This is a genomic window from Micromonospora sp. NPDC051924 (assembly GCF_055586005.1).
On the sequence record NZ_JBVJJA010000075.1, the window covers coordinates 1 to 22,557 of the forward strand.

General features: G+C 75.0%; 15 protein-coding genes. 4 read left to right on the plus strand and 11 right to left on the minus strand.

Features of this window, described 5'->3' with window-relative positions; translation table 11 throughout:
* Positions 1 to 147: 147 nt before the first annotated feature.
* The 4 genes from ACZ6S5_RS32910 to ACZ6S5_RS32925 all read right to left on the minus strand — a co-directional run bounded on the left by ACZ6S5_RS32910 (position 148) and on the right by ACZ6S5_RS32925 (position 11,066).
* Positions 148 to 3,156 (minus strand): multicopper oxidase domain-containing protein, encoded by a 3,009-nt coding sequence (locus tag ACZ6S5_RS32910; protein WP_466006170.1) that lies wholly within the window; start codon positions 3,154 to 3,156, stop codon positions 148 to 150.
* A gap of 20 nt (positions 3,157 to 3,176) precedes the next feature.
* Entirely contained in the window at positions 3,177 to 4,478 is a 1,302-nt protein-coding gene (locus ACZ6S5_RS32915) for a multicopper oxidase domain-containing protein (protein ID WP_466006172.1), read from the minus strand.
* A gap of 13 nt (positions 4,479 to 4,491) precedes the next feature.
* The gene (locus ACZ6S5_RS32920; protein WP_466006173.1) at positions 4,492 to 5,751 is read right to left on the minus strand and encodes a multicopper oxidase domain-containing protein; all 1,260 of its coding nucleotides are present in this window, start codon (positions 5,749 to 5,751) and stop codon (positions 4,492 to 4,494) included.
* A 119-nt stretch (positions 5,752 to 5,870) separates the two neighbouring features.
* Positions 5,871 to 11,066 carry a hypothetical protein gene (locus ACZ6S5_RS32925; protein ID WP_466006174.1) on the minus strand — a complete coding sequence of 1,732 codons (5,196 nt, stop codon included), beginning with the start codon at positions 11,064 to 11,066 and terminating at the stop codon, positions 5,871 to 5,873.
* Between the two features lie 246 nt (positions 11,067 to 11,312).
* Here ACZ6S5_RS32925 and ACZ6S5_RS32930 point away from each other — a divergent pair, with 246 nt between their 5' ends.
* The 3 genes from ACZ6S5_RS32930 to ACZ6S5_RS32940 all read left to right on the plus strand — a co-directional run bounded on the left by ACZ6S5_RS32930 (position 11,313) and on the right by ACZ6S5_RS32940 (position 13,405).
* Positions 11,313 to 11,981, plus strand: coding sequence for a response regulator transcription factor (locus ACZ6S5_RS32930; RefSeq protein WP_466006175.1), 669 nt, complete (start codon positions 11,313 to 11,315; stop codon positions 11,979 to 11,981).
* Positions 11,962 to 13,038, plus strand: coding sequence for a sensor histidine kinase (locus tag ACZ6S5_RS32935; RefSeq protein ID WP_466006176.1), 1,077 nt, complete (start codon positions 11,962 to 11,964; stop codon positions 13,036 to 13,038). Before ACZ6S5_RS32930 ends, ACZ6S5_RS32935 begins: the two co-directional genes overlap by 20 nt.
* A 130-nt stretch (positions 13,039 to 13,168) precedes the next feature.
* Positions 13,169 to 13,405, plus strand: coding sequence for a hypothetical protein (locus ACZ6S5_RS32940; protein WP_466006178.1), 237 nt, complete (start codon positions 13,169 to 13,171; stop codon positions 13,403 to 13,405).
* A gap of 109 nt (positions 13,406 to 13,514) precedes the next feature.
* On the opposite strand, the gene ACZ6S5_RS32945 is transcribed toward ACZ6S5_RS32940, so the two are convergent.
* From ACZ6S5_RS32945 to ACZ6S5_RS32975, 7 genes are all read right to left on the minus strand, one after another.
* Positions 13,515 to 14,363, minus strand: a complete 849-nt coding sequence (locus tag ACZ6S5_RS32945) for a DMT family transporter (RefSeq protein WP_466006179.1) — start codon at positions 14,361 to 14,363, stop codon at positions 13,515 to 13,517.
* Complete coding sequence (locus tag ACZ6S5_RS32950; RefSeq protein WP_466006180.1) at positions 14,360 to 15,082, minus strand: polysaccharide deacetylase family protein; 723 nt, start codon at positions 15,080 to 15,082, stop codon at positions 14,360 to 14,362. The genes ACZ6S5_RS32945 and ACZ6S5_RS32950 overlap by 4 nt, the downstream gene beginning before the upstream one ends.
* Positions 15,079 to 16,350: an MGDG synthase family glycosyltransferase gene (locus ACZ6S5_RS32955; RefSeq protein WP_466006181.1), complete on the minus strand. Its 1,272-nt coding sequence runs from the start codon at positions 16,348 to 16,350 to the stop codon at positions 15,079 to 15,081. Before ACZ6S5_RS32955 ends, ACZ6S5_RS32950 begins: the two co-directional genes overlap by 4 nt.
* Positions 16,340 to 18,685, minus strand: coding sequence for a flippase-like domain-containing protein (locus ACZ6S5_RS32960; protein WP_466006182.1), 2,346 nt, complete (start codon positions 18,683 to 18,685; stop codon positions 16,340 to 16,342). The genes ACZ6S5_RS32955 and ACZ6S5_RS32960 overlap by 11 nt, the downstream gene beginning before the upstream one ends.
* Positions 18,686 to 18,865: 180 nt before the next feature.
* Entirely contained in the window at positions 18,866 to 20,143 is a 1,278-nt protein-coding gene (locus ACZ6S5_RS32965) for a D-alanyl-D-alanine carboxypeptidase family protein (RefSeq protein WP_466006183.1), read from the minus strand.
* Between the two features lie 111 nt (positions 20,144 to 20,254).
* The gene (locus ACZ6S5_RS32970) at positions 20,255 to 20,677 is read right to left on the minus strand and encodes a protein-tyrosine phosphatase family protein (RefSeq protein WP_466006184.1); all 423 of its coding nucleotides are present in this window, start codon (positions 20,675 to 20,677) and stop codon (positions 20,255 to 20,257) included.
* Positions 20,678 to 20,732: 55 nt separating this feature from the next.
* Entirely contained in the window at positions 20,733 to 21,965 is a 1,233-nt protein-coding gene (locus ACZ6S5_RS32975) for a glycosyltransferase family 4 protein (RefSeq protein WP_466006185.1), read from the minus strand.
* A 195-nt stretch (positions 21,966 to 22,160) separates the two neighbouring features.
* On the opposite strand from ACZ6S5_RS32975, the gene ACZ6S5_RS32980 reads away from it, so the two are divergent.
* The coding region (locus ACZ6S5_RS32980; RefSeq protein ID WP_466006186.1) for an arsenate reductase/protein-tyrosine-phosphatase family protein at positions 22,161 to 22,557 on the plus strand (397 nt) is incomplete at its 3' end.

Consider the following 22,557-nt stretch of genomic DNA (forward strand, 5'->3'; position numbering starts at 1 on the left):
TGATCACCCCCCCCCCAACCGCCGGAGCGGCAAGGGGACGCCCCCTCCGACCAGGGGCTAACCCCGAACTCCGACCCTCGCCCCCCCCCCCCCCCCCCCCCCCGGGGGGGGGGGGGGCCCCGCCCCCCCCCCCCCCCCCACGCGGCGTCAGGGTGCGGTGTAGCGGGTGGAGGCGTAGTTGTCGAAGCTCAGCGAGCCGGTGGTGGTGGCGGTGCGGGCGACCAGGCCCAGCGCCGCGGATTCCACCGTGTAGCCGCTGGTGTCGCCGGTCAGGGTGCCGACGGTGACCGTGCCGACCTTGAGCGTGGCCGAGCCGGCGGTGGCCGACGCCCAGTCCAGCCGTACCGTCCCGCCGCCGGCCGCCACCCAGCCGGTGTACGTCCAGCTGGCCGGCCGCAGGAGGCCGAGCCGGAACTGGTTGGTGGTGCCGTTGCGCCGGTACTGCACCACGGCCACCGCCGTACCGGAGGCGTTGCGGAGCTGGTAGACGGTGACCACGGCGGTCTGCGGGTTGAACGTGCCGAGGGTGACGTCCGCCCGGGCGTGGAAGGTGCGCTCGGCGGCCGGGGTGTTGTCGACGACGTACCCGACGGTGCCGGCGACCAGTTGGCCGGAGGTGGCCGACACCGTGCCGACCACCTGCGACCAGGCGCTGGTGCCGCTGGTGAAGGCGTCGGCGAAGATGGCGTTCGGCGGGTCGACGCTGACCGTCACCGTGCCGGCCGTACCCCAGTTGCCCAGCGCGTCGCGGGCGCGGACCCGCAGCGTGTGGTTCCCGGCGCTGAAGCCGTTGAGCGCGACCGTGGTGGAGACGGCGGTGCCGCTGACCGTCATCGGGTGGCCGTTGCCGGCGCCGGGGTCGGCGCCCTCGTACCACTCGGCGGCGGTGACCGCGGAGAGCGCGTCGGTGGCGGTGGCGCTCAACGTGAGGGTCGCCGCGCGGGCGGTCGGGTTCGGGGTGGCGGTGATCCCGGTGACCACCGGCCCCGTCCGGTCCAGGGTGAAGGTGACCGCGGCGAGCGGACCCCAGTTGCCGGCGGAGTCCCGGGCGTGCACCAGCACCTGGTGGACACCGTCGGCACGCCCGGTCAGCTCGCTCAGCGGCAGCAGCCCGTAGGTGTTCTCGGTGCCGCTGTTGAACGAGCCGTCGAGGGCGACGAAGGTGAAGCCGGTGCCGTCGGCCCCACCGGCGTCGAGGAAGCCCTCCGCCGCGGTGATCGCCGAGTGCACCCCGCCGGCGGTGGGATCGGTGAAGGCGGCGTTGATCCGCAGGTCGGTCGGGTCGGACGCGGACCCGGTGCGGCCGTCCGTGACGGCCGGGTCGACGGCCCCGGAGACCAGGGTCGGAACCGTCCGGTCCACCACCAGGTCGGCGGCGGCGTACGGGCCCCAGAGCCCGAACGAGTCCCGGGTGTGCACGAAGACCGTGTGCCGGCCCTCGGCCAGCGCGGCGGCCAGCACGGCCGGGATCGTGCCGGACTCGGCGGTCACCGCGGCACCCGGGTTGGCCAGGGTGAGCGGGGTGCCGGCGCCGTTGTCCCCGGTGGTGTCCACGAACCACTCGGCGCCGGTGACCGTGCCACCGAGGCCGGAGTCGTCGCCGGAGGCGGAGATGGCGATGTCGCCGGTGCCGGCGGTCGGGCTCGGGGTGAGCGTCACGCCGGTGGTGACCGCGCCGGTGACCGCGAGGTTCAGCGTGGTGCTGCCGACCACGCCCCAGTTGCCGGCCGCGTCGTGGCCGCGTACCCAGATGGTGTGCCGGCCCTGGGTGAGGGTGGTGAGCAGGTCGGCGGGGATCGCGGCGGTGGCCCCGGTGACGGTTGGTCCGGCGCCGAAGCCGGCGGCGGTGAACGGGATGCCGGTGCCCTCGGCGACGCGCAGGTCGTCGACGACCGCCTCGGCCCGGTCCACCACCGAGTTGCCGTTGCGCGCGTCGGTGAAGTCGGCGGTGACGGTCACCGCGTCCCGCACGCTCGCCGGGTTCGGGGCGACCCGGACGTTCGCGGCGGTCGGGCCGACGTGGTCGCCGCTGTCCACCGGCGGGTTGGTGTCCAGGAAGGTGAGCATGCCGCCGAACGCCTGCTGCGGGCTGACCCCGGTGACGGTGCTGCCATAGCGCTGGCCGGCGTTGTTGAGCTGCCCGCCGGACTCGAACAGCGCGAAGCGCCGCCCGTCCGGCCCGCCCGGCACGCGCACCACGGCGTCGACCGCCTGCCCGGGTTGCAGCGGCACGGTCACTGCGGCCTCCGGGTATGCGGCCGGCCGGGCGTCCTGCCCGACGACCGCCTGGTCCAGCCCGAGCAGGGTCATCGGATGCGGCTGCACCCCGGCGGCGACATAGCGCAGCAGCACCGTACGGCCGACGTCGGTGGCGACCACGTCGGTCTCCGGGAACGCCTTGCCGTTGATCAGCCGGTACTTCGGGGCGTAGGCGCGCATGTCGTAGCTCAGCGGGGCGGCGTTGAAGGCCGGGTCCACCTCGGTGAGCACCAGCACCGCCTCGTCGTCGTAGACCGACGCGGCGTCCCCGTACGCGCTGGGCCGCCCGGCGACGGCGGGGGCGCGGACCATCAGCGCGCCGACCAGGCCCATGGCGACCTGCCGGGCGCCGAGCGCGGTGTGCCCGGCCTCGTAGAGGTAGGTGCCGGGGCGGGTGGCGGTGAAGGTGTAGCTGCGGGTGCCACCGGCGGCGGCGCCGGTACGGTCCGGGGCGAGCCCGGTGACCGCCGGGAACGCCAGCGACAGCGGGTCGGCGAGCCCGTTGTGCAGGGTGACGGTCACCCGCTGGCCCTGGTCGACCACGAGGACCGGGCCGGGCAGGGTGGCCGGGGCGGCGTCGGTCGAGGCGAAGCCCCAGATCGGCACCGGGGCGGTGGCGCCGGGCAGCACCACCGTGCCGGGCCTGGCCCACAGGTCGCACGTCGCCGTGCCGGCGGCGAGCTGGCAACCGGTCTGCGGCAGCACGCCCTGCGGCGGGGCCGGGTCACCTGCGAGGGTGGCCGCCACCCGGCCCGCGGGCGCCGGGGCCTGCATGGCTGGTGCCCGGCCGGCGCTCGCCGGGGCCTGTCGTTCGGCGGCCTGAGCCGGGGCCGGGCCGAGCGCCAGCAGCGCGGCGGCGATCCCGGCGAGCAGCCGGGACGTACGGGTCAGTGTCATCGTCGCCCTCCCCTGCCGTGTCACGCCGGACACCCGGCGGGCGGGTCGATGCGGATCAGCGTCATCATTCCGCCGAAGCTCGCCCCGTAGTTGGTCGCCTGTTCCAGCGCGTGGCTGTGCGCGACGTGGTAGTACTCGCCGCACTGGTTGTTCTGCACCACGCCGGGCGGCAGCTCGCCGAGCTCACCGCCGAGGTACGGGTTCTCCGCGAACCAGGTCTCCGGACCCGGCCCGACGATCTGGTCCTGCAAGGACGGCAGCGGCACCGGGATCGGGTTGGCGTCCGGGTCCCAGTGCTCGGCGTCCTTCCAGATCATCAGCGTGTCCACGGTCTGCCCGGGCGCCACGTCGATGAGGAAATTGGAGAAGGACAGGTCCTGCCCGCCGGGGCCCTGCGCCGGCCGCCCGTCCCGGGCGATCAGCTGCTCGTCGCTGCCGTGCGGGTGGAACGGGTAGCTGACCGATCCGGCGTTCAGGTAGCGGATCAGCGCCGGCGCCGGGTTGCTCACCGGGTCGTACGGGCGGATGTGGATGAGCGCCCCGTACGGCTGGGCGGGCAGCCAGTCGGCGTGGTTGGGGGCGATGGTGTCCGGCATGCTGCGCCCGTTGAAGGTGAAGTAGCGCGCCTTGTACTTCGTGAAGTCGTACGCCCGCTTGCGCTCGACCGCCAGGTGCAGGTCCGGGTCGATCTCGCCGAGCAGGTAGAGGTACTCGTGGTCGGGGTCGAACGCCGAGTCGGCCCGGTCGTTCTCCCGGTCCGGGTGGTCGACGGGGCGGACGACGAGCGCGCCGTAGAGCCCCATCTGCACCTGCTTCTGCACGTCGGTCCCGGACTGGTAGAGGTAGGTGCCCGGCGGCCCGGCGGTGAAGGTGTAGGTGACCGAGCCGGTGGTGGCGGCGGCCGTGGTGGTCAGCGAGGTGAGCGTGCCGGCGGCGTCGGTCTCCGGCTGGGCGGGCCGCCCGTCGGCGAGCACCTGCGCCTGACCGGGAAAGGTGATCGAGGTGGGTTCCGGCAGGCTGTTGTGCAGCACGACGGTGACCTTCGCCCCGGAGGTGACGCAGAGCGTCGGGCCGGGCAGCTGGAACGCCCCGCCGCTGGCGGCGTAGCTCCACATGTAAATGGTGTTGCCGTCGGGCATGGCCGCGTAGCCGCCGGTGGCGGTGAGGTCGAAGGCGTTGTCGCCGGAGGTGAGGCACTCCAGGCCGGCGGGCGGGCTGGCGGCCACCTCGTGCGACCCGGGGACGACGAGCACGGCGACGATGGCCGCGACGAGCGGCACCGCGCTCAGCCGCTTCCACCGGCCGCGGTCGAGACGAAGCATCGGTACCCCCATCTCAGGCGTTCGCCCGGGTCTGCGCCGGGAGCGTGCCCGGCGGCGAGATCCGGATCTCGGTCAGTTGCCCGCCCCGTCCGCCGCCGGCGTTGGCCAGCGACATCAGGTCACGGTCGTAGAGCAGGTACGTGCCGGGGTCGGGCGCGGTGAAGATGACGTCGCGGCTCTCCCCCGGTCCGATCTCGACGGTGTTGGTCACCTGGTACTCGGCGCTGCCGTCCCGGCCGCGCAGCAGGGCCGCGTCCTTGCCGACCACCAGCAGGTCGACCCCGTCCACGGTGAGCGCGTGGTTCTGGTAGCCGAGGTTGGCCAGCCGCAGCAGCACCCGCTCCCCCGCGTTCGCCGTGATCAGCGAGGAGATCGGCTGGTAGCGCAGCCGTCCGGCGGCCGGGCTTCGTGGGTCGCCGTTCGGGGCCAGGGTGTCCGGGTAGCAGCGGCCGTTGAAGGCGAAGAAGGACGGCTTGTAGTCGGTCCAGTCGGTGGTCTGGATGTGCGCGTCCCGGTAGTGCGCCTCGGCCCACACCTCGGTGAGCATCAGGGCGAACTCCCGGTCGTACCGGGTGCTGCCGTCGCCGTCGTTGTAGACGTACTTCCCGGCCGGGACGTCGGCGGTGCCGGCGTTCTGCGCCGGGCGCACGTAGACGATGCCGGTCATGCCCATCTGCACGTGCTCGACGTCCTCGAAGTGGCAGTGGTACATGTACGTGCCGGCGTCGTGCGGCCGGTAGAAGTAGGTGAAGTCGCGCCCGATGGGCACCGAGATGGACAGCTCCGGCACGCCGTCGAAGAGCGGGATGGCGTTGCGGAAGCCGTGCCAGTGCACGGTGTGCCCGTCGGTGAGGTCGGGGCGGACCGACAGCCCCAGGTTGGTGAGGGTGATCCGGATGTCGGTCTCCTGGTCGAAGCCGAGCAGCGGGGCGCTGATCTGCGCCTTGCCGCGTTCGGCGGTGACCTCGGTGGCGGACAGCCCGGTGACGTCGCGGAACCCGAAGACGTAGAGGTCGGTGCCGGCCGGGGCGAGCGGGTCCGGCCAGAACGGGCTGATCGGCGGTGAGCCCTGCGGCATGGAGACCCAGCCGTCGGTGGCGGCCAGGTGCAGCGACGCCGTCGGGTTCGGCAGCGCGCGGGGCAGCAGCGCCGCGGGGCGGCGCGGTTGGGCGTCCGAGCCGCTCTCCGGCAGGACGGCCCAGGTACCCAGACCGGTGAGGCCGGCCAGCAGGGCACGCCGGCTGATGCTCCGCTGCCGTACGGGATCGGTCACGATCTCCTCCTCGATGGGTGCTCGGGGTCCGGGGGCGGCCGCTGTGGGTCGGCCACCCCCGGACGGTCAGGCCGGTGCGTCGCGGTCGGCCGGTCGGGTGCGTGGGTCGGGCACGGCCGTCAGCGGCCCTGGAACGCGGTGACGGGCAGTCGGCGGAGCGGGGTGATCGGCAGTTCGTCGGCGCCGGCGTCGGGGTGCAGGACGTTGCGTTGCTGGCCGTCGATGTCGGTCGTCGGGGCGGTCACCGTGGTGGTGCCGTAGGTGTGCAGGATGACGCCGAGGTCGCTGGCGGACGAGTTCGCGTCGGCCAGGTGGTAGTCACCCATCCGGGTCAGCGGGACCTGCTGGAGCACGATCACCGCCTGGCGGAAGGACGGGAAGGTACGCGAGGTCAGGATCGACACCGACACCGGGAACGGGCTGCGGAACCTCGGGTCGAGCCCGACCCGGTTGGTGCCGCTGGGCGCGGTGCCGGTGGTGTCCTGGAGCACCGACTCGGTCGGGGTCAGCGGGCCCACCCCGTCGGCGGAACCCATGTCCCAGTGCCGGACCGGTTCGCCGGCCGGGGCGCCGGCCGCGCCGATGCCGGTGACGGCGACGCCGTTCCACTCCCCGGCCCGGTTGTCCCAGAAGATGTTGTTGAACATCTTCGGCTTGCTGAAGGTGGGCGCACCGGCGGGCAGGGTGGCCTGGAGCTGGTCGCTGTTGGCCGTGGTGGACAGGCCGGCCGGGGCGGCGCGGCCGGTGCTGGTGGCCGCGGTGGCGGTGGTGATGTTGCCGGCCACCGTGTTGTTGACGAACCGGACGTCCGGCGCGTCGTCCAGGGCGATGCCGCCGCCCTCGTGGGTGGAGATGTTGTCCACCAGCATGTTGTCGGTCACCGTGATCGGCACGTTGCCGACCTGGAGCAGCCGGACCCCGCCGCCGTCGTCGTTGGCGAGGTTCGCCTCCACCAGGTTGCTGTCGATGGTCACCGCGCCGGAACCGGGCGACAGCGCCGCCGGGTCCGCGGGCAGTTCCCCGGCGACCATCACGCCGCCGGCCTCGTCGTACGACTGGTTGAGCCAGATCCGGTTGTTCGCGATCCGGCCACCGGCCGAGAGACCGTAGTGGGTGATCCCGCCGCCGTACTCGGCGGAGAAGTTGCCGCAGAGGGCGTTGTGGTCCACCGAGTAGCCGGCGCTGCCGGCGAAGATCCCGATTCCGCCGGCCAGGTTGGTGCCGCCGTTGTCCCGGATCTGGTTGCGGGAGATGGTGACGTGGTCGTTCCCGGTGTTCAGGTACGGCGTGCCGACGCGGATGGCGCCGCCGTACGCGCCGCTGTTGGCGGCGATGACGTTGTCGGTGATCTCGGCGTAGCGCACCTGGGAGTGCAGGTAGATCCCGCCGCCCTGGGTGATCAGCGCGCCGTCCGCGCCGACCGGGGTGTGCACGCTGCCGTTGGTGTTGACGTTGCCGGGGAAGTCCGACTGGTTGCCCCCGGTGATCCGGAAGCCGGACAGGGCCGGGGCGTTCTGCCGGCTGAACTGGTTGTCCCGGCCCAGTACGGTCACCACCGCCCCGTCGGGCACGTCCGCCGGCGCGGCGTGGGCGGTGGCCTGGACCAGGTTCACCCAGGCCGTGCCGGCCGCGTTGTCGATGCCGAAGCCGCGCCCGTCGAGCACCGAACCCGGTACGTAGCCGCCGTCGGCGTACCGGCCGCCCGGGCCGACGCCGCGCAGCCAGACCGTGGAGTGCACCACCACGTTCTCGTAGTAGGCGCCGAACGGGTTGTCCTTGCCGGCCGCGTTCGGCCAGACCGCGACGACCGCGATGCCACCGGCCCGGGCGGCCGCCTCCAGCGCCGCCTGCACCGTCGAGTACGTGGTCTCGCCGGGCCGGACGGCGGAGGCCGGCGGATTCACCTGGAGCACCCGCGGGTTCCCGCGTGATCCGGTTCCCGCGCCGTTGCCGACGATCTGCAGGGTGAACCCGTCGACGGTGCGCTGACCGTTGGCGGCGGTCACGCTGAGCACCGCCTCGCCGTGTTCGAGGTCGTCGGCCGGGTTGTTGCGGTTGGTCAGGGTGAGGGTGATCTGCCGGTCGGCCCAGGACGTGACCGTGACCAGCGGGGCCTCGGTCGGGTCGGTGAAGCCGCTGACGTCGACCCGGCCCGGGGTGGCGCCGAAGCCGGCGCCGGTCAGGGTGAGCCGCTTGGTCGGGTCGTTGCCCCGCAGGTACGGCCGGGAGGCCGCGAAGATCTGCGGGACGTCCGCCGCGGGGTCGCAGACCACCTGGCCGAGTTGCCCGGAGTCCGGACCGATGGCCACCGCGGCGACCTGGGTGGGCGCGGTGTCGGTCACCGTGTAGAGCCCGGGCCAGGCCTGGAAGTTGGTGGCGATGGTGCGGTAGCGCGGGTTGTAGTTGCCGTTGAGGTGGCCGGGTTGGCCGGGGTCGTTGCCCACGAAGCGGTACATGTTCGGGCACGGCCCGGCCGGCAGCGGACAGTTGTACGTGCTGGTCGAGGGCTCGATCGCCTCGTACATGCCGTTGAAGTCGGTGTCCACGGTGTCCACCAGACGGCCGGCCCAGTCGTACAGGCCGACCGGGATGTTCGGGATGCCCTCGGCCTCGCCGAAGTTGGCGCTGCGCTTGTCGTGGGTGAGCCCGAGATCGTTGATCACCAAGCCCCAGAAGTGGGTGGGCAGCGGCACCGGGGTGAACAGGTTGAAGTTGGGCGCGCTGGCCTGGCCGGTGCGTACCTCGACCAGCTTGGTGTCGCAGAGCGGCCGCTGCTGGCCCTCGAACGGGCTGCCACCGCCGTCGAGGAAGCCCGGGTCGGTGACCGTCACGGTGTGCACGGCGCCGGCGCAGGAGGAGTTGATGCCGTTGCCCTGCGACGGCGGCTCACCCGGGTCGGGTTGCGGGGTCGGCGGGGCCGGCTGGTCGGTGGCCTGGTCGGCCGAGGGCGGGAAGTTCTCCTGGGGCAGGAAGCCGTCGCCGTCGAAGACGTTCACGTCCTCCTCGCGGGTGGGCACGTAGATCGGGCCCCCGCCGACCGGGTTGGTCGGACTCTCGACGCTGACCAGGTAGTCGTCCGGCACCAGCGGCTGCATCTCGCCGTCGGGCAGCGGGGCGTACAGCGGCAGGTCGTGGTCGGGGCCGGGGTTGGCCGGGTCGCCCGGCGGGATCAGGTTCACCTTGCTGTCGGCGAACGCGTAGTTGCCGTTGACGGTCTGCCCGAAGTTGGTCGGGTCGTTGTCGGTCGGGGCGGCCTGGAAGCCCATCATCGGGGCCTCCACGCACATCTGGTCGGCCTCGGTGCCGAAGTCGGGCAGGGCGAGCTGGTCGGTGAGCGGGCGCCCGTCGAACATCCGCGCGGTGCAGCCCCGGCCGGGCTGCCAGGTCTCCGAGGTGTACGCGTCGTTGAGCTCCGGGCCCTTCTTCAGCGAGCCGTCCTCCTCGCGGACCGGCTCCCCGTTCTCGTCCCGGACCACCGCGTACAGGTGCACCTGGATGCCCGGGATGCCCGGCTGGTACGGCTCGGTGGCCGCGTACGCCGGGTCCAGTTCGTTGCGGGTGGTGTCGTAGGTGACGGTGCCGGCGATGCCACCGTTCTCCGCCCCTCGGTACGGCTGCACCCCCCAGTCGACCCGGCCGCTGAGGCCGATGATCGGCAGCACGTCCACGTCGACGGCCGCGCCGAGCAGCGTGGTCGGGCTCGGCTCGTTGGGGGCCTGGTAGGTGATGCCGGTGGTCTTGTACCGGGTGTTGAACGCCTCCAGCACCAACCACTTGGTCAGCGGGTACGCCTCCTTGATGGCGTAGTGCCCGGCGCTGTCGGTGACCACGCTGTTGGTGCCCTGGTCCATCAGGGTGTTGTCGCGTTCCTTGAGCACGACCGGGAAGCGGGGCACGCCGCTCTCCCCCGGGTCCTGCCGGCCGTTGCCGTTGGTGTCGACGAAGACCGTGCCGGTGATCTCGGTGAACCAGCCGACCAGCGGCTTCGCGCCGATGTCGACGGTCTTTCCGCCGCTGACCGTGACGTTGAAGGAGTCGAGCAGCATCTCCTGCGGCCCGTCCCAGAGGGTCAGCTGGTAGTCGCCGTCGGGCACGTGCGGGATGCGGAAGGAGCCGTCCGCGGCGCCCCGGTCTAGGTAGACCATCTGGTCGCCGTCGCCGAGGTCGGACAGCGCCACCCAGGGCCGGGCGACCGGGCCGGCGATCTTCGCGCCGGCCACCCCGTCGGCCGGCAGGGTCACCCCGCCCTGCCCGCCGACGTAGGTGTACGCCTGCACGACCGTGCCGGTGATCGCGCCGGTGGCGGTGCCGGTGAGCGCCTTCGGGGAGACGAAGCCGAAGTCGACGTACGGCACCGGCTCGCCGCCGAGGGACTGTTCGGTGTCGTAGCCGGTGTCGCCCTCCTGCACCCACACGTCCCAGTCGTGGCCACCCTCCAGGGTGGTGGTCTGCACCCAGCTGCGTCCGCTCGGCGGAACGACCTGGGCGGCGTACCGGTCCGGGCCGAGGTTCGGGATGGTGATGTCGCCGTCGGCGTCGCTGCGGCAGCCGGTGGACTCCTTCGCGATCACCGGCTTGCCGTCGGCGTCGAAGACCACCCGGCCGGCCGGGTGGTCGGCGTCGGGCGCGGTGTGCTGGTACTCGGTGCACAGCGGGTTGCCGTAGTAGTCGACGGTCACCTCGCCCATCACGTCCGAGAGGTGGGCGGTGAAGCCGGCCAGGCCGTCCTCGGCGCCGACCTCGTAGGTGCCGTCCACCGGCACGCTGTCGTCGAAGACCCGCAGCCGGACGGTGCCCAGCGGCAGCGGGTACGGCTGCATCCCGACGGTGACCGCGCCGGACTGTCCAGGAGTGACGGTGAAGTGCTCGCCGTCGATCTTGTAGCCGTCGGCGGTGACCGAGATGAGGTAACGGCCGGCGGGAAGCCCCTCCAGCGCCGTACCGGTGGCGAGCGTGTCCTGGTCGCCTTGGGCGACCACCGGCACGGCCCCGGGGGTGTTGCGGATGGACGGCCAGCGGCAGTGGTCGGCGAAGTCCGGCGCGCTGGCCACCCCGGCCCGGGCCGGCAGGCAGTGCTCCAGCGCGTCGTGCGGGTCACCGGTGTCGTCCGCGGTGATCATCCAGCGGTAGTCGGTCACCGGGTCGCCCTGCTGGATCTGCGGCGCCGGGCCGACGGTCCGGGCGCTGACCACCTTCAGGGTGATCCCGCCGGTGGTTGGCTCGGCGGCGGCCGGCTCCGGCGGCACGACGAACCCGACGAGCAGCAGGCAACACGCGGACACGAACCAGCGCGGCCAGACGGAACGACGCAGCATGCCCTCACCCCCTCGGTCACGGAGAACGGCCGCGGCGGTACGCGGCCGGGCTGGTGTGAGGAGCATGAGCGGCGCAGCCCCGCCGACGACCGTTTATGACCACGCCGTCATCCGACCGTCATCCGGCCGGCGACCGGCCGTGTCGGAACGGCGACACAAGCTAGCCCCGTTCGGCGGACGCGAAGATGAAGCCGACGGGAGCTTCATGAAGGCGCCAGAAATGTCACCGACGGCTGTGGGGGCACGGTGGGACGCGTACTGGTGATCGAGGACGACGAGCGGATCGGCCGGTTGGTCACCCGGGCACTGGAGGGTGGCGGCCTGCTGACCGAGCGGGCGTCCTCCGGCAGCGCCGGGTTGGACGCCGCGCTACGCCGGGACTTCGACCTGGTGGTGCTGGACCTGATGCTGCCCGGCCTGGACGGGCGCCAGGTGCTGGACCGGTTACGGGAGCAGCGGCCCGAACAGCCGGTGCTGGTGCTCTCCGCGGTGCCGGAGATCAGCACCCGGGTCGCGGTGCTGGAGGCCGGCGCGGCCGACTTCCTCGGCAAGCCGTTCGCGGTGGCCGAGCTGCTCGCCCGGGTACGCGCCCGGATGCGGGCGGCGCCCGCCGGGGACGCCGGCCGGTGGCTGCGGGTCGGTCCGGTGCAACTGGACCTGCACCGGCGCCGGGCCACCGTGGACGGGGCGCGGGTGGAGCTGCCGCTGCGGGAGTTCCTGCTGTTGCAGCACCTGATGACCCGGGCCGGCCGGCCGTGCAGCCGGGAGGAACTGCTCGCCGACGTGTGGGGGCTGCACTTCGACCCGGGCAGCAACGTGGTCGACGTGTCGGTCCGCCGGCTGCGCGGCCGGCTGGACCGGCCGGACCGGATCGAGACCGTCCGCGGCGTGGGTTATGCGTACGCCGTCGACTGACCGGGCGCTCGCCTGGACCTGGATCCTCTTCGCCACGGTCAACGTGGTGCTGATGTGGTTCCTGCCCGGACAGGAGACGGTGCCGTTCCACCTGGTCTGGATCAGCCTGGCGCTGGTCTACGGCTTCACCACCTGGCGGCTGTCCTGGATGGTCGCCGCGCTGGCCGCGGTGACCACCTCCACCGGGACGATCCTGGCCCACCACGCGGCGGTCGGCGAGATCCGCTGGGAGGAGACTGCCGAGGAGCCGCTGATGGCGGTGATCTTCATCGTGATGGCCTGGCACGTGCACCGCCGGCACGTGCTGCTGCGTGAGGTGCGGCGGATCGGGGCGGCCGAACGGGACCGGGCGCACCGGCAGGAGCTGCTGGTCCGGCTCGCCTCGCACGAGCTGCGCACACCGCTGACCATCGCCCGCGGCTACACCGAGCTGCTGCGTACCGCGCACGACGATCCCGCCAGCATGGCGGACAGCGGGGTGGTCCTCGACGAGCTGGACAAGGCGACCCGGATCGCGCACCGGCTGGTCACCCTGATGCAGCTGGAGCAGCGGCACGAGGTCCGCCCGGTCGACCTGGACGCCGAGCTGGCCCGGATCGCCCGGCGCTGGGCGCCGACCGCCGACCGGAACTGGACCTGCCACTCCGCGATCGGTCCGACCCGGGTCAATCCGGAACGGCTGGAGGCGGCCCTGGACTGCCTGATCGAGAACGCGGTCAAGTTCACCGGCCCCGGCGATCGGATCGCCCTGGTCGGGCACCGGGACGCGACCGGCTGGACGGTGGCGGTGGCCGACTCGGGGGTGGGCATCGCGCCGGCGGCCGTACCGGACCTGCTCGGCGGGCGGCCGGGGCGGCCCACCGCCACCGGCACCGGCCTCGGGTTGGCCATCGTCCGGGCGGTCGCGGGCGCGCTCGGCGGCCGGATCGTCATCGGCGGCGAGCCAGGCGGCGGCGCGCGGGTCGGCCTCCGGGTGCCGGAACGGGCCGTGGCCGGCCCGCCCCGCCCGGGACCGGTCCGCGCCGACCCCGGACCGGTCCGCCTCGCCGCCAGCTGACGTCCCGCCACCTGCCGGCGACCAGGGGGGGGACGGCCCGGCACGCCCCGGTGTGCCGGGCCTGGGCGCGGTCAGGTGTCGGCGCGCGGCGGGCGGGGTAGCCGGAGGCAGGACGTCGAAGGAGGAGATCATGACCGACCCCCGATACGCCCCGCTCGGCCTCACCGCCGCCGCCGACCTCGTCGAGGACGCCGGGACGGGCGACGACGGTCCCGTCGTCGGCGCGGACGACGCCCGGGCCGACGCAGCCCGCGCCGGCGCGGAGACCGACCTGACCGACGCCACCCGCGACTCCGACGACACCCCGGTCGGCGCCGCCGACGCGGAGGCGGACCGCGCCCGCGCCGCCGGCGAACCGCGCCCGTGACCGCCGGCCGGGGGCCGTCGCACCGCCCCCGGTCGGCACGGCCCAGCACGCGAAGGCACGCCCCGCCGGCACGACACCGCCGTCGGGGAGCACGCCCGACCGGCACGGCTCAGCGGGCCGAGGCGCGGCCGGCGCTTCCCGCCAGCCAGACGCCCGCGACGAGCGCGGCCGCGGCGACCGTGACCAGCGGGATCCGCGCCCCGCCCAGGGAGAGCGTCTCCCGGAACGCGGTCACCCCGATGAGCACGCCGGTCACCGGCTCGGTCAGGGTGAGCGCGGTGAGTGGGGCGGCGATCCGCCCGCTCTGGAAGGCGTTCTGGTTGAGCTGCACGCCGACCAGGGCGACCACGACCAGTGCCGCCAGGCGGGGATCGGTGACCAGCGCGAGCGGGTCGCCGTGGAACCGGGTCGCCACCGCCTTGAGCAGGGCGGCCGCCGTGCCGTAGAGGATGCCGGTGGCGACGCCGAGCAGCGCGCCCCGGGTCGCGCCGGTGGTCGACCGGGCCGCCACGAGACAGGCCGCCACCACACCGCCCACCCCGACCGCCACCCATCCCCAGGCGGTGGCGCCGGGATCGTCCACCCCGGCCCGCGGATCGATGGTGACCAGGACACCCACCAGACCGGACAGACCGACCAGGGTCGCCACCAGGTCCCGCCGCTGCACCCGCCGGCGGTTCCAGGCCGCCTCGAGCAGGACCGCCATGAACAGTCCGCTGGCCAGCACCGGCTGCACCACGGCCAGCGGCCCGTAGCGCAGCGCGAGCGCCTGGGCGAGCGTGCCGGCCACGTCCGGCGCCCAGCCGAGCTGCCACAACCGGGTGCGCAGCAGCCGCCAGAGCAGGCGGGGGTCCAGCGCCCGCCTGCGCGGCTGCCGCTTCGCGGCCCGCTGGTGCATGGTGGTGGCGAGCGCGAAGCTGAACGCCGCCACGAGGGCGGCCACCACCGCGAAGGTCACCGGGCCGGGCCTCCGTGCCCGCCGAGCGGCCCGACGGCCCATCCCTGCCGGCGGCACTCCGCCAGCAGCCGGGGCAGGGCGGCGAGCCCGGACCGCCAGGCGCCCGGCGCGGCCGTGCACGAGGAGTCGTGCAACAGGATCGTGCCGCCGCCGGACAGGTCGGCGCGGACCGTCTCGTACACCGTGTCGCCGGTGGCCGACCGGGTCCAGTCCCGCCCCCAGCAGCTCCAGAGCACCGGCTCCAGCCGCAGCCGACGCGCGGCCAGCAACGCCGCACCGGTCAGCACCCCGTACGGCGGGCGGAAGAACCGTGGCGTCCGGCCGGTGACCTCGGCGATCAGCGCCCGGGCACGGGCCAGGTCGCGTCCGGTCGCCACCGGCCCGCGCAGCAGCAGGTTGTCGTGCGCCCAGCCGTGCACGGCCACCTCGTGACCGGCGTCGGCGACCTGCCGGCCGAGGTCGGGCGACCGGCGCAGCATCGCGCCGAGCAGGAAGAAGGTGGCCCGTACCCGGTGGGCGGCGAGCACCTCCAGGAAGCGCGGGGTGGACTCCGGGTCGGGCCCGTCGTCGAAGGTCAGCGCGACCCGGTCGGGCCGGCCCACGCCGTGCAGCCGGGGCAGCAGCCGGGACCGGACGGCCGGTACGGCGGCCAGCGCCGGAGCCGCCTGGAGCGCCGGCAGCGCGAGCGCGGCGGCGATCCATCCCGGGGGGCTCCTCACCTGCTGCCCCCGGAGGCCTGGAGCAGCGCCGCGACCACGGCCACCGCGTCGCCGACGGAGTCCACCAGGGCGCGGCGGCGCCGCTCGTCGGCACCGGCGCTGCCGGCCCGGCTGGCCGCCTCGGCGATCAGCCCCGCCGGGTCCCCCGTTCCCGCGCGGTACGGCTGTCGCTCCCCGTCGCCCGGCCCGGTCCGGTCGGCCTCTTGCGGGGCGTTCCCGACCAACGCGGCCAGGACCGGGCCCAGCTGGTCCGGCCCGGGCACCCACCGGGTCAGGCCGGAACGGGCGAGGATCGAGGCGTTCGCCCGACCGTGCCCGGGGATGGGCCGGTAGGTCACCACGGGCACCCCGCAGGCGAGCGCCTCCTGGCAGGTCAGCCCGCCCGCGTTCTCCACCACCACGTCCACCGCCCGCATCAGCGTCGGCATGTCGTCCACCCAGCCGAGGACGTGCTGGTGGTCGGCGCGCAGTCGGTCCCGCAGTTCCTCGTTGCGCCCGCACACCACCACGGGGCGTACGCAGCCGGTCGCGTCGATCTCCGCGGCCGTGGTGGCCACGTCACCGGCGCCCCACGCACCCGCCACCACCAACGCCAGCCGGTCGTCCGGGGGCAGGCCGAAGCGCTGCCTCGCGTGCCGGCGGTCGGTCGCCGCCGAGGTGGCGAAGGCCCCTGACACCAGCGGCTGCACCACGGTGACGTCGATGCCGGCGGCCGCGTCCGCCGGCTGCACCTCGGCGTGCCGGATCGCGCAGTAGACGTCCACTCCCGGGGAGAGCCAGGTCGGGTGGACCACGAAGTCGGTGACATAGGTGATGACCGGGACCGCCAGCCGCCCCTGCCGCCGCAACGGCCCGAGGAGCTGGTTGGCGAACGGGTAGGTGGTCACGACCGCCCGGGTGTCCGAAGGGATCGCCCGGCGCATCCGGCGACGAACCGGTCTCAGCAGCGCCCGCAGCACGGTGACGGACGTCCGGGACCGCCTGGTCAGCCCGAACAGCACGTCGTAACCCCAGGGCAGCCAGCGCAGGATGCCCCGGTACGCCTCCCTGAACGCCCAGTGCACCGGGCGCGGCAGCACGTCCAGCAGGTTGAGCCGGTCCACCGCGAAGCCCCGGTCGCGGAGTCGCCGCGCCAGCTCGGCGGCGGCCGTGTCGTGGCCGGCGCCGACGTCCGCGGAGACCACCACGATGCGTCCCGGGTGCTCCATGCCGCGGCGCTTACCCATGATCGCGGCTTCCACGCCGTTCGGCCTCCGCTCAGACGGCACGCCGGCGGACGAGCCCACGCAGCGCCACGTATCCGGGCAGCACCGGCAGCCAGAAGGTGGCCAGCCGGTAGACCAGCACCCCGGCCACCGCGATCTCCGGCCGGACGCCGTAGATCAGCAACCCGGAGACCAGGGCCGCCTCGGTGGCGCCCAGACCGCCGGGGGTCGGCGCGGCCGAGGACACTCCCTCTCCCACCACGCAGACCAGCACGACCGGCGCGATCAGGGCCGGATCGGCCGGCAGGCCCACGGCGAACAGCGCCAGCCACAGCGCCGCGCCGTAGGCCACGGTGAGGGCCACGCTGACGACCAGCAGCGGGCCGATCCGGCCGCTGCGGGCCAGCGCGCGCACGGCGTCGGCGGCCTGCCGGCGGGCCACCCGGACCCGGGCCCGCAGCCGAGGTACGGCGAAGGCCGCGGCGGCCAGCAGCAGCACCGCCAGCACGGTCAGCAGCACGGTGAGGCCCCGCCCGGTGGCCGCGCTCATCAGGTGCCGGCGGGTGCCGCGGGCGAACGGCAGCAGCACGGGCAGCAGGAGCGCGACCCCGAGCACGCCCGCCACCCGGTCCACGGCCACCGCGGTGGCCGCCGCCGGCACCGACAGCCCCTGCTGGCGCAGGTAGCGCACGCTCAGCGCGGCGCCGCCGACCGCGCCCGGCGCGAGCCGGTTGACGAAGGAGGCGGCCACCTGGACCGCGAGGGTGCGGCCGAACGGGACGCGGGCGGCGGCGGCGAGGCGCAGCGCCTGCGCGCTCAACAGGTAGGTGGCGACCGAGGCGAGCACGGCGCCGGTCACCGCGAGCGGCTCCGCGTGCAGCACGGCGCGCAGCGCGGCGCGGACCTGGCCGATCTGCGGCAGCAGGAAATGCACCAGCAGGCCCAGCATCACCAGGAGGAACACGTCACGGGGGGTGACCCGCACGACCCGGGCCAGCCGGTTGCCCCGGCCCGGGCAGCGGCGGGCGATCTCCTCCCGCAGGTCGTCGAGCAGGCCGGGGCGGGTGTCGGCGAGCGCGCGGCCGGCGCGGGAAAGCAGGGCCGGTTGCAGCCAGGGCAGGGTGTCGGCCACCGGGCCGGCGTCGAGCTGCCCGACGGCGGCGTCGACCGCGGGCCGTACGCCGGCCAGGGCGGCCAGGGTGACGAGGAGTTCCACCAGATCGCGGGCCTGCTGGTCGGCGGAGGCCTCGCCGGTGCCGAAGCTCAGGTCGACCAGCCAGGCGGTGCCGTCGGCGACCAGCACGTTGGCCGCCCGCAGGTCCCGGTGCGCCAGGCCGGCCCGGTGCAGCCGGGCCACCTGCCGGCAGATGTCGTCGAGGGCGTCCCGGCCCAGTTCGGCCGGGTCGAACGCGTCGAGCGGCCGCCCGGGCACGAACTCCTGCACCAGCAGCGCGTCCCCGGCGGGGTCGGTGGCGGTGGCGACCAGCCGGGGGCTGCGCACCCCGGCCCGCTCGGCGCGCAGCAGCAGGTACGCCTCGTGCTCGCTCTTCTGCCGCGCCGTCACGTACGGCGGCTCGTCGCCGATGCCCCGGTAGCGCAGCCGCCGGTAGAGCTTGTAGAGCCAGTCGGCGTCCCGCTGGCTGCCGCCGGTGACCTTGACGAAGAGGCGCCGCCCGTCGGCGGTGGTGACCCGCCAGGGGCGGGAGCCCCGGGTGTCCCCGGCGACCGGGGTCAGCTCGGTCGCCTCGATGCCCCGGCTCAGCAGCACCTGCCGCAGCCGGCCCGCCGTGCCGGCCGGCCCCACGTCCCCGACCAGCACCCGGGTGAGGCTGGCGGCGAACCAACCGACCAGGAATCCGCCCAGCACGTCGACCGGCAGGTGCGCGCCGACGTAGATCCGGGCGACCGCGACGGCACCCACCGCGAGCCAGACCAGCCCGCGTACCCGGTGGGGCAGCGCCGGGGCGAGCACGGCCGCCAGCGCGGTCGCCACCGCCACGTGCCCGGAGGGATAACCGTAGCGGCCGGTGACCGTCTCGTGAAAGCGGATGTCGGCCAGGTAGGCGGCCGGCCGGGCCCGGGCGACCGCGAGCTTGGCGAGCAGGGCCCCCCAGTACGCGAGGTTGCCGGCGAGCAGCAGGTCTCGGGTCAGCCGCCACTGCCGGGCCGCCGCCGCGACCGCTGCGGCCACCAGGATCGCCGGGTACGCCCCGAGCTGCATGACCAGCAGCAGCGGCGTTCCGACGGGCCCGGGTATCTGGTTGACCAGCGTGAAGAGGTCCCGCTCCCAGCGGCCGGGCGGACGCTGCCGGACCCCGACGCTGACCAGCGCGAACAGTCCGCCGGAGACGACCAGGCTGAGGACCAGCGCCGGGGACGGGCGGTGGGTCCGGGGCATCGCCGAGGTCAGCGGAGGACGGGCGGACGACCAGCGCCGGTACGCGCGCCCGACGTCCCGACGGCTGCCCCGCTGTCCCGCATGGCTCGACCCTAGGACGCGCGCCGGCCCGCCGGGCCGCAACGCCCACCGATCCGCCCGGTCGGTTCGGGGAGCGGGTGGCGCGGGCGGGGGGCGCGGTCAGGCGCGGCGGCGGCCGACCCGGCGGGGCCGGTTCCGGCGGGCGGCCAGCACCGCGACGAGCACCCCGACGGTGAGGGCGAGCAGGCCGGCGGCCGGCACGATCACCCGCCAGTCCCCGTCGGCCATCCGGCGCAGCGCCGTTCCGGCCGGGCCCCGCCACTCGGGCGGCGCGGGCGTCGGCGCGGCCGGGGAGCCGTTCGGGGCGGCCTCCGCCGCGTCCAACTCGCCCGGCTCGACCAGCCGGCCGACCGAGGCCCCCTTGGGCAGGCCGAAGCCCCAGTCGAGCAGCTGCGCGCCCTGCTGCCAGCCGCGTACCGGGCGGGCCTCGGCGCCGAGCAGGGTGACCACGAGCCGGCGGCCGTTGCGCTGGGCGGCGCCGACGTAGCTGTGCCGGGCCAGCTCGGTGAAGCCGGTCTTGCCGCCGAGCGCGCCCCGGTAGCGGTAGATGAGCTGGTTCTCGTTCTGGATCTGGAAGCCGCCCACCTTCAGCGCGGGCTGGGCCGGGATCTGGGTCCGCTCGGTCAGCGTGTAGCGGCGGAACAGCGGGTTGGCGAAGCAGGCCCGGGCGATCAGCGCCAGGTCGTACGCGCTCGTGAACTGCCCCTTCCCGTCCAGCCCGGACGGGGTGACGGCGTGGGTCTGCCGGGCGCCGAGCCGGTGCGCCTCGGCGTTCATCGCTTGGACCCCGCCGGCCACCCCGTCGGCGCTGCCGCCGAGCCGGGCCAGCACGTTCGCCGCCTCGTTGCCGGAGTTGAGCAGCAGTCCCAGCCACACCGTCTCGACGGTGTACTTCCCGCCGACGAGCAGGCCGACGGCCGAGCTGCCCCGGGCGATGTTCAGGTCGCCCCGGGTCACGGTGACCACCTGCTTCGGGTCGAGCTTGGGCAGCATGGTGGCCGCCAGCAGCAGCTTCTGGGTGCTCGCCGGGGTGCCGTACTCGTGCGGGCCGCAGGTTCCCAGCACGGCGCCGGTGTCGAGGTCGGCGACGAGCCAGGACGTCGCGGTGACCGCGGGCGGGGCCGACGCGCCGTCGGGCACCACCAGGCCCGGGGTGTCGAGCCGCTGGCCGCCGACCACCCGGTCGGCCGGCACGTTCGGCGGCGGCACGGGCCGCGGCGGCCGGGTCACCTTCGGCGCCGGGGCCTTCGGGCAGGGCAGCGGCGCGAGCGCGGCACGCGCGGCCGGACCGGCGGGCGCGGCCTGCGCGGCCGGGACGGCCGTCGCGGTGCCCAGGAGGGCGGCGGCGATGACAGCGGCCAGGGCCCGTGCTCTCATGACCACGGAGACTAACCCGCAAGATCCGCGCCGCGGGGCACCGGTCACGCATCCCACGCCGTGCCGACCGCGCCGGCACGGAGAGTCACCACCGGCGGCGCGCGGCCCGGGTCAGCGCACCCGGTGCAGCCAGCGGCGCTGCCACGGGGTCTCCACCGCCCGTGGGTGGTGGCGGGCGCGCACCCAGGCCACCGCCTGGTCCGGCGGGAGACCGTCCAGCACGGCCAGCGCGGCGAGCACCGTGCCGGTCCGGCCGACGCCACCCCGGCAGGCCACCTCCACCCGCTGGCCGGCGTACGCCCGCCGCCAGGCCTCCCGGACCGCGTCCAAGGCGTCGGCCGGGTCGCGCGGCACCCAGAAGTCGGGCCAGCGGATCCGCCGGTGCGGCCAGTCCGGGACCGGCCCGGGCGCCAGGAGCAGGGCGAAGTCGGCGGGGACCGGAGGGGGCGCGGCGATCCGCCGGCCCCGGACGGCGGCCCCGCCGGGCAGCGCGACCAGCGCCGTCCAGTCCGTCCACGCCGTACCCGTGCTCACCCGGTCATTATGCTGGGCCAGCTTTGCTGACTGGTGTCCGTTTATCGCCTCATCGCTACCGCCGCGCCCGCCCGCCGGTGCGCGCCGCGACGTCGTGCAGCGTCTGCTCGATCCGGTCGACGCCGGCGCGCAGCGACATCTCCCGGAGGTAGACGTCCCGCCCGCGCCGGCCCATGTCCGCCCGCGCCGCGGCCGGGATCGCCGAGGCCAGCCAGAACCGGTCCGCCAGCGCGGCCCAGTCCTCGGGCGGGCAGGAGAGCCCGGCCCGGGCCCGTTCCACCAGGGCCACCGTGTCGCCACCGGCGGAGGCGACCACCGGGATGGCGCAGGAGAGCGCGGCCTGGAGCTTGCCGGGCACCATGCCCCGCAGCTCGGGCAGGTCCCGGAGCATGACGAGCTGGTAGTCCGCCGCCGCGTACAGCTCCGGCATGTCCAGCGGCGAGCGCCGTTCGACGAACCGGACGTTGTCCGCCCGGAGCTCGGCGGCGAGCCCCCGCACCCGCCGCTCCTCCGCTCCGGAGCCGACCATGACCAGGTCCATCCGGTCCCCCAGCGCGGCCGCGGCGCGCACCGCGGTCTCCAGGCCCTGGCGTACGCCGATCGTGCCCGCGTGCATCACCACGCAGCGGCCGTCCCGACGGATCAGGCTCCGGGCGGCCCGGCTCGGCTGGGTGGGCCGGAAGATGCGCTCGTCGGTCCAGTTCAGCACCACCCGCACCCGCTGTGGGTCGGCCCCGGCGCCGAGCACCAGCTCCCGCATCGAGGGGGCGGTGACGGCGACCGCGCCGGCCTCCTGGTAGAGCCGGCGCACGGTGGCGTCGAGCCGCCCCGACCAGCGGCGGGGCTCACCGGACCGGACCGGCTGCTCCTCCGGCCAGACGTCCTGCACGTGCAGCACGGTGGGCACCCGGCCGAGCAGCCGCAGCAGACCGGCCGCGGCGAAGGTGACCGCGGGATGTTGGAAGACGTACAGGGCGTCGACGTCGCTGAGGTAGCGGCGCCCGGCCAGCGCCGTGCTGCCGGCGAAGGAGAGCCAGCTTGCCATCCGGGCGCGGGTCGACCCGTCGCCGCCGGCGTACCGGGGCACCCGGCGGACGGTCAGCCGCTCGCTGTGCGTCTGGTACCGCCAGCGCTGCCGCCAGCCCGGATAGACGTGCCCGCCCGGGTAGTCCGGGAAACCGGTCAGCACGCGCACCTCGTGGCCCCGGGCGGCCAGTTCCTCCGCCAGGCTGCCCGGGATGAACGCCGGTTCGGGCGGGAAGTGGTAGGACAGAATCCCGATCTTCATGGTCGCGCTCCTGGCGCGGCATCGCGGCGTCCGGTCGGACGCACCCCGTACGATGCCCGCATCCCCTCCGTGTCCGGCCGCCCCGGCCGGCTCCGCACCGTCGTGGCGATCCGCGCCGCGACCAGGCCGACGAGAGGGGTGCAGATGGTCGACGAGGTGCTTTTCGTCTGCCACGCCAACATGTGCCGGTCGCCGATGGCGGAGTACATCGCCCGACGGCTCTTCGCCGACTGCGCGGTGAGCGTGGCCAGCGCTGGCACCGACGCCCTGGACGGCGCCGCCATGCACCCGTACGCGGTCGAGGTGGCCGCCGGGACCGGCGCGGACCCGGCCACCTTCCGCACCCGCCGGCTGCGCACGGAGCACCTGACCGGAGCCGCGCTGGTGCTGACCGCGACCCGGCGGCAGCGGTCGGTCTGCACGTCGCTGGCCCCGGCCGCGCTGCACCGGACGTTCACGCTCCGCCAGTTCGCCCGGCTGGCCACCGCCGCGGAACCCCCCGGGGGGGGGGGGGGGGGGGGGGGGGGGGGGGGGGGGGGGGGGGGGGGGGGGGGGGGGGGGGGGGGGGGGGGGGGGGGGGGGGGGGGGGGGG